This is a genomic window from Flavonifractor sp. AGMB03687 (genome assembly GCF_017811815.1).
Lineage (GTDB): Bacteria > Bacillota > Clostridia > Oscillospirales > Oscillospiraceae > Flavonifractor.
The window spans coordinates 1-9,325 of record NZ_JADKZI010000015.1; the positions used below are offsets into that span (position 1 = coordinate 1).

At 50.3% G+C, this 9,325-nt stretch carries 12 protein-coding genes; all 12 read left to right on the forward strand.

The features are described from left to right. Positions 1–68: 68 nt before the first annotated feature. The 12 genes from J9789_RS16760 (at position 69) to J9789_RS16815 (ending at position 8,704) form a co-directional block, all read left to right on the forward strand. The gene (locus J9789_RS16760; protein WP_209346765.1) at positions 69–1,571 is read left to right on the forward strand and encodes a hypothetical protein; all 1,503 of its coding nucleotides are present in this window, start codon (positions 69–71) and stop codon (positions 1,569–1,571) included. A 225-nt stretch (positions 1,572–1,796) separates the two neighbouring features. Further along, positions 1,797–2,063, forward strand: coding sequence for a type II toxin-antitoxin system RelB/DinJ family antitoxin (locus J9789_RS16765; protein ID WP_209346766.1), 267 nt, complete (start codon positions 1,797–1,799; stop codon positions 2,061–2,063). Further along, positions 2,063–2,323 carry a Txe/YoeB family addiction module toxin gene (locus J9789_RS16770; protein WP_055271802.1) on the forward strand — a complete coding sequence of 87 codons (261 nt, stop codon included), beginning with the start codon at positions 2,063–2,065 and terminating at the stop codon, positions 2,321–2,323. The genes J9789_RS16765 and J9789_RS16770 overlap by 1 nt, the downstream gene beginning before the upstream one ends. A gap of 17 nt (positions 2,324–2,340) precedes the next feature. Continuing rightward, positions 2,341–2,589, forward strand: coding sequence for a hypothetical protein (locus J9789_RS16775; protein WP_209346767.1), 249 nt, complete (start codon positions 2,341–2,343; stop codon positions 2,587–2,589). A 117-nt stretch (positions 2,590–2,706) separates the two neighbouring features. Then, complete coding sequence (locus J9789_RS16780) at positions 2,707–3,483, forward strand: AAA family ATPase (RefSeq protein ID WP_209346768.1); 777 nt, start codon at positions 2,707–2,709, stop codon at positions 3,481–3,483. Further along, positions 3,476–3,772, forward strand: a complete 297-nt coding sequence (locus J9789_RS16785; protein WP_209346769.1) for a ribbon-helix-helix protein, CopG family — start codon at positions 3,476–3,478, stop codon at positions 3,770–3,772. The genes J9789_RS16780 and J9789_RS16785 overlap by 8 nt, the downstream gene beginning before the upstream one ends. Positions 3,773–3,861: 89 nt before the next feature. Further along, a complete protein-coding gene (locus J9789_RS16790) occupies positions 3,862–4,335 on the forward strand; it encodes a helix-turn-helix transcriptional regulator (protein WP_209346770.1) in 474 nt (157 codons plus the stop codon). A 17-nt stretch (positions 4,336–4,352) separates the two neighbouring features. Continuing rightward, on the forward strand, positions 4,353–4,841 hold the full coding sequence (locus tag J9789_RS16795) for a hypothetical protein (protein WP_209346771.1): 489 nt from the start codon (positions 4,353–4,355) through the stop codon (positions 4,839–4,841). A 47-nt stretch (positions 4,842–4,888) separates the two neighbouring features. Beyond that, entirely contained in the window at positions 4,889–5,575 is a 687-nt protein-coding gene (locus tag J9789_RS16800) for a hypothetical protein (RefSeq protein ID WP_209346772.1), read from the forward strand. Further along, positions 5,572–6,033 (forward strand): hypothetical protein, encoded by a 462-nt coding sequence (locus J9789_RS16805; protein ID WP_209346773.1) that lies wholly within the window; start codon positions 5,572–5,574, stop codon positions 6,031–6,033. Before J9789_RS16800 ends, J9789_RS16805 begins: the two co-directional genes overlap by 4 nt. Before the next feature lie 883 nt (positions 6,034–6,916). Next, positions 6,917–7,939, forward strand: a complete 1,023-nt coding sequence (locus tag J9789_RS16810) for a hypothetical protein (protein ID WP_209346774.1) — start codon at positions 6,917–6,919, stop codon at positions 7,937–7,939. 12 nt (positions 7,940–7,951) lie between these two features. Further along, complete coding sequence (locus J9789_RS16815; RefSeq protein ID WP_209346775.1) at positions 7,952–8,704, forward strand: hypothetical protein; 753 nt, start codon at positions 7,952–7,954, stop codon at positions 8,702–8,704. The last annotated feature ends 621 nt before the right edge of the window (positions 8,705–9,325 follow it).

The window sequence follows — 9,325 nt, forward strand, 5'->3', positions numbered from 1 at the left end:
CCCGCCCGCAGGCGTTCCCCGCCGCAGCGGATTTTCTTTTTGCTACTTTTTCTTTTGGAGGTGAGCGCATGGCTATGGATCAGCAGGCTGCTATGGAGCAGTTACAGGAATTGTACCGGGAAAAGAACGAGCATTTGGAGAAGTTCCTGGAGCCGGTCACGCCCTTTGAGTTTTACCGAGAGATCTTTCCAGTGGGTAGCTTTGAAAGAAAGGGACATTTTGAGGACGCGAAGGGCAACGGGATCGCGGTAACGGTGCCGCCGAAGGCTGCGGGGATTGCCCTGGAGATCAAGGAGGAGGGCAAGGCCAAACGCTATACCATCACCGATGAACTGTCGGAGCTGTCGGAGGTCTACGACACAGATTTTACCATCATGTCTCCTATCTCCTATTTCGGGCGTCAGCGGTGCGGCAAAAATGCCCGGTATCTCTATGCCCTGGTCTTTGACCTGGATGGGGTGGGGATGCCCCAGCTCCGGGACACACTGCACCAGATGAACAAGGATATTCTTCCCCAGGCAACCTTTGTCGTAAACAGCGGAACGGGGCTTCACTTGTATTATGTGCTGGAGGAGCCGATCCCTATGTACCCGCACAACCAGAAATGCTTGAAGGAATTGAAGTATTCCCTCACCCGGCAGATTTGGAACAGGTACACCTCTACCATCAAGGAGCCGCAAATGCAGGGCATTTTGCAGGGCTTCCGGGTGGTCGGCTCCGGCTCCAAACTTGGCCGGGAGTACCCGGTGACGGCCTATCGGCTCGGCGGGAAGGTGACGCTGGAGAAGCTGCTGGAGTTTATCCCGGACAGCAACGGGGAGCAGCAGCAGCTCCTGGGCCTCATGCGGAAGGGGCGGCTCTCGCTGGCTGAGGCGAAAGAGAAGTACCCGGACTGGTACGAGCGGCGGATCGTCAAGAAGGAGCGGCGGGGCCGATGGACGGTCAAACGTGACCTGTATGACTGGTGGCTGCATCGGATTGGGGACGAGATCCGGGTGGGCCATCGTTTCTACGGCATTATGACGCTGGCCATCTATGCGAAGAAGTGCGGGATAGATGAAGAAGAGCTGCGGGAGGATGCCTTTTCTCTGTTGAAACCCTATGATGATATGAGCGTGGAGGACATCAACCGCTTTACGAAGGATGATGTGGTGTGCGCTCTGGAGATGTTTAATGAGGACTATGTGACATTTCCCAGGGACGATATAGCAAAGCTCTCCGGCCTAACTATGCCCGTCAATAAGCGGAACTGGCGCAAGCAGGAACAGCATTTGAGATTAGCGCGAGGGCAACTGGCGATTTTGAGGGATATGGGAGAGGCGAAACAGGGGAGACCCGTAGGGAGTGGAACTGCCCAGGAACGGGTGTTTGAATGGCGTCAGCAGCACCCAGAAGGCCGCAAGGCCGACTGCCACCGGGACACGGGCCTTGATCCGAAAACAATCCGTAAGTGGTGGGACTATTCGCCTCCGGCTGTGCGTGTCCAGGATGGGCATATCACGGTGCGCGTCAGCCCTTCCCAGGAGTTGAGCGATCTGTTGGTTGAGGCTTTGGAACCGGGTGAGGAATAGGGGTGGTTTTCGGCCTTTGGACGGCCCAGGAGGGCTTTTCCGGTTCTCTGAGGATAAACACCACCCCCCCTATCTACTGCGTCAAGAAAGCCTTGCAAATCAAGGATTTTATACTGCTAAAATTTCTACATACTGTGGGAGAATGTGTTACAAGGGTCGTAAAGAAAAATACTTGTATTTTTCTTTATTTTTGCATATACTATGAGTAGGAAAGGAGTGTTGGATATGGCACATACAGTCAATGTTAATTTTAAGTTAGACGAAGATGTGAAAAAAAGAATGGAACGCGCCTGTGCCGAGATGGGCCTTTCCATGAGTGCGGCTTTTACGATGTTTGCAAAGAAGGTCGGCAGGGAGTACCGTATCCCGTTTGAGGTTTCGGCTGATCCATTTTATTCTGAAAGTAACCTCCGGCACCTGGAGAACATCATGCAGGATGTGAAGGCGGGCAAGGCCCACTTTGCCGAGCATGACTTGATTGAGGTGGAGTAATGAGGTTACTGTGGGAGGATCGGGCGTGGAGTGACTATCTGTATTGGCAGACACAGGACAAAAAGACGCTGAAACGGATTAACGCGCTGATAAAAGATATTCAGAGAAGCCCCTATGAGGGAATCGGTAAGCCGGAGCCGTTGCGGGGCAACCTGAGCGGCTGGTGGAGCCGTCGCATTGATGAAACTAATCGTATCGTTTACTATGAGCAGGGAGAGGTCATTTATATTATCTCCTGTCTTGGCCACTATGACGATTGAGGAAGGAAGGGACGATTATGAGCTGGGATAAAGAAAGGATCGCACAGCTTCAACTCCCCGATTCAGCAGACGCCGATCCGCACCCTCGCCTGCTCCTGGAGGGGTATGGCGTACACGCCGGGCAGGGTTTCACGGCCCTGTTCCCTGACGGGTGGCACGATATTACCCTTGAAGTGTCCTGGGAGCAGACTGGCCCCGGCTGCTGGTACATATCCACGCCGGGATATGAAGGTGTGTGTCCTGTTGGACTGTTCGTGAAGGTATGAAAATGGCGAGGCTTTTTGCCTCGCCATTTTTTACTTGCTATAAGTTATATATATGATATAATTAAAATAAATTATATAAATAAAATAATTTATATAACTGAAAAAGGAGTGGGGACAGTGAAGGTAATTGCAATCGCAAACCAGAAGGGCGGCGTGGCCAAGACTACCACGACGCATAACCTGGGGGCGGCCATGGCGGCCGCCGGGAAAAGGGTGCTGCTCATTGACCTGGACAGCCAGGCCAGCTTAACGATCAGCGTGGGCCTGGAGCCGCTGGAGGTGGAGCAGACAATTGTGGATGTGCTGCGGAAGGAGGGGGTGCCGCTCATGGAGTGTGTGCAGCGGCTCAGTGACCGGTTGCACATTGTCACGTCGATCATCGACTTGGCACCCATGGAGATGGAGCTGCTCTCCAGAGCCAGCAGGGAGAAAATCCTGGATCGGGCGCTGCGGCCAGTTCGGGAGCAGTATGATTTTATCCTGATTGATTGCCCCCCACAGCTCTCCATCCTGACCATCAACGCCCTTTCATGTGCCGACGGGGTGGTGATCCCGGTCAAGACGGATTACCTGGCCTACCGGGGCCTGACCCAGCTTCAGGATAGTATCCAGGAGATCCAGGAGCTGATTAACCCAGGCCTGAAGGTGCTGGGAGTGATCGCCACGCTGTACGATACCAGGGTGGCGGATGACCGGGAGATCCTGGCCCTGCTCCGGAAGGAGTACAATCTGCTGGGTGTGATTAAGCGGTTGGCTGTGGCGAAGAAGGGAATTTATGATGGTCTGGCGGCGGTAGAGCAGGCCCCGAACAGTGACCTTGCGAAGGAATATGTGGCCATAGCAGAAATGATTATGTCCGGGAAAGATAAGAGGGAGGCGTATGAGCATGAGTAAGCTGGAAGAACGGGAGAGCCGCAGAAGATCCGCCGCCGTTGGGAAATTCGTGGAGCAGCCGCCCGTGGAAGCTGGCAGCTCCAGACGCCGGGGGCGGCCAAAGGAGAACCGGGAGCTGAAGAAGCGGATTAGTCTCTCTGTACTTCCAAGCGTATATGAGGGAATTCAGAAAATCGCCTATGTGGAACGAAAGAGCGTCAGTGAACTGATGGAAGAGATGATGGAAGATTATCAAAAGAGACACCGTGATAAGCTGGAGGAGTATGGACGGTTGCAGGGTGGGAGCTGATGCAAAGGACTAATTTCGGGGGAAAAATCGCAGCGCAATTCAAAAGGCAATCAATGATTGCCTAAATGTAAACCGCACACGGTTTACAAATGGAGATTATTTACATAGAATCTGTGGTGAAAACAGTGGAATTAAATGAAAAGCTGATTTCTTTGCGAAAAGATAAAAAGATGTCTCAGCAAGATTTGGCGGTGGCCCTAAATGTATCACGTCAGGCGGTGTCCAGATGGGAAGTTGGAATTGCAATTCCAAGCATGGATAATTTGCTGGCGTTGAGTAAATTATTTGGGGTGCCGTTAAATGAGCTTGTGGGTGCCGATAGGGGGGCCGATGCCCTGAAGAGTGAAACGGTGCGAAGCAGCGGAAATGTAAAGGGACGCTCTGTACTAAAAGTGGTTCTAATTATCCTGGCCGCTGTGGCCCTTGTTGCAGCGATAGTAATTACATATCTGAACCAGAAGGAAGTGGAGCCGGTAGAACAAAACACAGTGACGTTCGAAGAACTCCAAGAAGACGAAAGGATATCTGATTCCAATGCAGTAGAAAGTAGGCCAATTTCATAGGGAGGAATGATACAGTGATGAAAAGGACTGTTTCAGCGGTATTAGTTTGTGCGCTCGTGGTAGGCTGCGTGGGGATGCCCACAGCCGGAGCCGTGGAAATCGGCGCGGACATAGTAACGGCTGATGCCAGGACGGAAGTGATCTCCTTTGAAGAACTTTCTGTGGAAGCAGTTAGCCCTATGTCTATTTTGAGAGGACAGACCGGAAGTATGACACGGGCCACAAGCCGGATCGAGTGGGAAATCCCCTCTAAGACGGTTATAAAGGCAGATACCGCATACTCCTTAGAGGCGGACGAGGTTGTTACGATAAATTGTACGTATTCTCCCAGGACGGCCGATCTTGATTTCGGATTCATCACCTCGGATGATACATTCCATTTTACCAGTGGGAGTAATGGCAGTATCAAAATCAACATTCAGATAGAGAGAACTGGAAAGTATTATTTTGCTGTTCGAAACAATGAGAATGAGACCGTCGAAGTTTTAGGATATGTTTATTATTGAAAAATTAATTATTAACATGAAAGCGAAAAAAGAAAGGAGTTTTTGGTATGAAAAGGTGGAAAAAGATACTTTCCCTGGCGCTATCTGCTTCCCTGTGTTTAGGGATTACTGTATCGGCAGCAGCATCAGGATCTGGAGGAGGCACGACAACATCTGAGGCTCCGGTACAAGAAACTGCATATAATGCCTATATGCAACTTTCTGAGGATTTCGTAACGGCTTATGACGGCCGAAACTCAGTTGCAGCATATCCTGATTATTATGGAGGGTCTTATATTAACGATGACGGTAAACTTGTCATCTGTGTTCCGGAAGATGCGGTAACTACAGCCACTGCAACACTGTCTGAACTGGATGCTGAAAGTTATGTAATTGAGCCAGTAACCTATTCCTATAATACTCTGAAAGATGTTATGGGACAACTTAATGATTATTTTTTAAATGAAGATAACGAAGTTGCCAATAATATCAATCGTTTTGGTATCTATGACGATCAGAATAGAATAGTTGTTTCTTTGTTTGATGCTTCGCCGGAAAAGATTGCAGAATTTAAGGAAGCAGTGTGTGATTCTCCGGTAATTGTATTTGAGGAGAACCAAAACGTTCTCAATACAGAGGCATCGATTAATCCAGGAAATGAGATTCAAAATGGAAATTACTATGCGTCTATGGGATATCGTGCGACTCTGGATGGAGAGAACGGGTTTGTCACCTCAGCGCATTTTGCTGAATGAACGACTATATTACAAATGCAAGCGGGACAAGGATTGCGAAAGTTGTTGAGAGAAATTATGGTGGGAGTGCCGATGCTGTATTTTGCCAGATGATAGGGAGCCATACACCTACCAATACGCTGGTTGTTGATGGAGTTAGCAATAACCTGTCTACCCAGATTAGCCTTCCTGGAGTTTCAACCCATATTAATAAAATTGGAGCAACAACTGGACATACAGATGGATATGTAATTTCTACTGATGTGAGTGCCAGAGACAATAATGGGGTGAGATTTACTAATCTGACGCAGGCTGATTTCCGTACAGAGGGCGGAGACAGTGGAGGCATTGTCTATTCCTATATTGGATCAACTAATACCAGACTTACTTTGGGAATTATCAATGGCGGAGATGGAGAATATTCGTATTATTCCAAGGCAACTGAAGTAAATTCGGCTTTAGGAACGAGTAGATATTAAACTGAATATTGGGGGGGCAATTCGTAGTTAGTTGCCCCCCCAATATTTTTTACGGTTTACCCGTTACGCTATGCGTGAACGGGTAAACCGTTATACGGTTAATTTTCTACGTATGCTGTTGACTTCTTCGACGGTCTATGGTAAGATGAAACTGGGATAGAAGATGGTTTTTAGGGCTGCTGCTCGGTGGCTCCAATGGGAAGGAGGCTGGATAGAGTGGCTGCGGCTGGCGCTGGCCGGGAGCTGCGGCGGATTTGAATGCTCGTCTGGGCGAGGGTAAATAGTAATTAGGCCCAGAGCGTCTTGGTTGGCCGGATCGGTCTGCTGGGGGTTTAGCAAATACCCATAAGAAGCCGTGACCGGGTTGATACTCCTGTGTGGTGTGCGGGCTTGCCGTAGTAACCTTTGTGAATTGGAAAAGCACACCATGAACCCCACCGCAAGTAATCCTTTTGAAAGTGATGGGTAAGTGCAATGTATCGCGTTCCTATCCACCCTCTGATAGTAGCCAGGATACTGTAAATCTCCTGGAGAGCCGCACCCTCTAAAAAGGTGCCGACAGATCCCGAACTGCCGTAGATCTCAATAAATCGGGGCTGCACACATAAGCAGTTCAAAAAAGTGTAGGGAGCGATCCCCAAACCGTCACACATAAGACGTTAAAAAGTGTATTTGCCGATTGCCGAGTCTCCGAGGGGAGCTGACATGAGGCGGCTTAGCTTGAACGTATATAAATGGCATAATTTAAATAACTTATATACGTTACATAATATATATAAGTTATTTAAATGAAATGACAAGAAATCTATAAAAGTAGAAAAATAGGTATCTATAAAAATAGAGAAATAGATTTATAGAAAAATAGCGGCGAGGGGGAGGCTCTATGGGGCGGCGCAACAAGGCATACCACAAGGATCTCCACCAACAAGCCTATGACCGCCTGACCGGGATGCAGGCGTTTGGCGAGAGCAAAAAGCAGGCGGTGGCCGATGGGACGGAGAAGGACAAGATTTTTTCCTTCAGCACCTACAAGGCGTACTGGAAACACGTAAAGTATTTCACCAAGTACATCCAGGAAAAGCACCCGGAATGTACCACGCTGAAAAGCGCAAAGAAGTATGTCAATGAGTGGCTGCAAGCCAGGACTGACCAGGGCCTTTCCGCCTGGACGATCCAGCTGGAGGCCAAGGCCATGGGCAAGCTGTATGGCATTTCTCCCGATGATGAAAATTACTTCAAGCCGCCCAAGCGGAACCGGGAGGACATCAAGCGGAGCCGCGGCGTCCGTGTGCGGGACAAGCACTTTTCTAAGACAAACAATGATGAGCTAATCCGATTCTGCAAGGGAACGGGGCTGCGCCGGAGGGAGCTGGCGGAGCTGCGGGGGAAAGACCTGGTTACCAGGGAGCAGATCGAGGCGGAGATCTCCCGGCTGGAGAGCCGGCCGCCGGCGGAGTTGACGCTGGCCGACACAAAGCGCCTGGAAATGCTCCAGGATGCTCGGCTGTTCCAGGAGGGATACTTTACTCACGTCCGCAGCGGAAAGGGCGGCAGGGAGCGTCTAAGCCCCATTATCGGCCCGGATTCGGCGCAGATCATAGAGCGGATGCAGAACACACCAGACGAGGAAAAGGTGTGGCAGCACGTCCACCAGAGCGCCGACATTCACGGCTATCGGGCGGAGTATGCCACGGCCATGTATAAGGCCCATGCCCGCCCCATCGAGGAGATCCCCTATGATCGGGTGAATAAGGGGACTGGGCGGAAGTATCAGAGCGAGGTCTATACCTGCCGGAAGGATGAAGCTGGGCGGAAGCTGGACAAGGCGGCCATGCTGGTGTGCAGCAAGGCCCTGGGCCATAACCGGATCAGCGTTGTGGCCAACAACTACATCCGGGGGCTATAAGGAGGGGGAGCCGTGAGCGAGTTCGTAAAAAAGACAATAATGGGATATAAAACGCTGGACGGTGGCCACTCTGACCCGGAGTGTACTCATGTGATCCTGCCCCTGAAGGAGTATGATGGACTTTTGCGGGAAATCTCCCAGGCGAAACAGAAAGCCAGGGAGGAAAGAAGCAAGGCGGATGATGATAAAAAGGAAAATGAACGAAAATTGAGAGAGATGGCGCAGGAGCATGAGCAGACGATAGAAAAGTGGAGAGCTGCGCTGGGGGCGGCACAGGCCGAAAGTGCCCACCAGAAGGGGCTGAATGAAAATCTGCTGCGTATTGCCAGGGAAAGGGCCAATGCAGATCGGAAACTGAAGCCCAAGAAGGAGCACTCTGGCTATGTGGTAGTGGTATCTTCAGAAAAGATCTATCGGTACAAAGATGGCCGGAGGCTGGGATCAGTAAAACTGTGGGAAACCGTGATTCAAAGTCCGTATTCGATAGAATTTCCAGCAAAACAGGTGAAAAAGCTGATTATTCAAGAATTCTTCCCGGAAAATGGGAAGTGGGAAGCTGCCAGGTTAGGGATAGATAGATGGTATTCCGGTGATTATGGAGATCTTCTGAATGACCAAAATGTAGACGAAGAATTTATGAAGCACAATGTGGCTCTGATGGAATACCGGAGCTTCAGGGCAAACTATCGGGCCGGGTATTGGGAAGTGATATTGGTTCATACAAGGCCCCTGGGGGTTGTCCCGAAGGATATGCGAGTGAGCTGAAGGAAGGAGAGCCGCTGGAGATCCAGGTGGCCAATCATTGGATTGAGGTTGAGCTGGAGCCTGAAACATACCGACGCTACGCCGGTCAGTGTCCGGAAAATCGACGCCTAAAATAAGCCTGTCCAGGGGCCTTGAAAGTGCCGCATGGACAGGCTATAATAACAAACAAAAATAGGGAAAAAATCTATTGATAATATATGCCGTGTAGTAAGGTCAGGGGCAGGGTGAAAATATGCGGAAATTTGGCTTGTCGAAAAATAGGGAAAAAATCTATTGATAATATATGCCCCCCTAAGGGCCTTTAGGCCCTCAAAAATATCTCTTAATTTTCTCTCTCGGACAGGGAGAAAGTCGGAGGGGAAAAGGGGGGTGGGCGGAGGCTGTGGGAATGTGGTAAACCCGATAGGGTTTTCCATCATTTCCATGGCCGGAGCCAGGGGGGAAAGGGGGAGGTGACTTTCTCTTTAAGGCCCCGAAGGGGCCGCTCTTTGGCTCCCCCTTTCCCCCCTTCCCGCCCGCAGGCGTTCCCCGCCGCAGCGGATTTTCTTTTTGCTACTTTTTCTTTTGGAGGTGAGCGCATGGCTATGGATCAGCAGGCTGCTATGGAGCAGTTACAGGAAT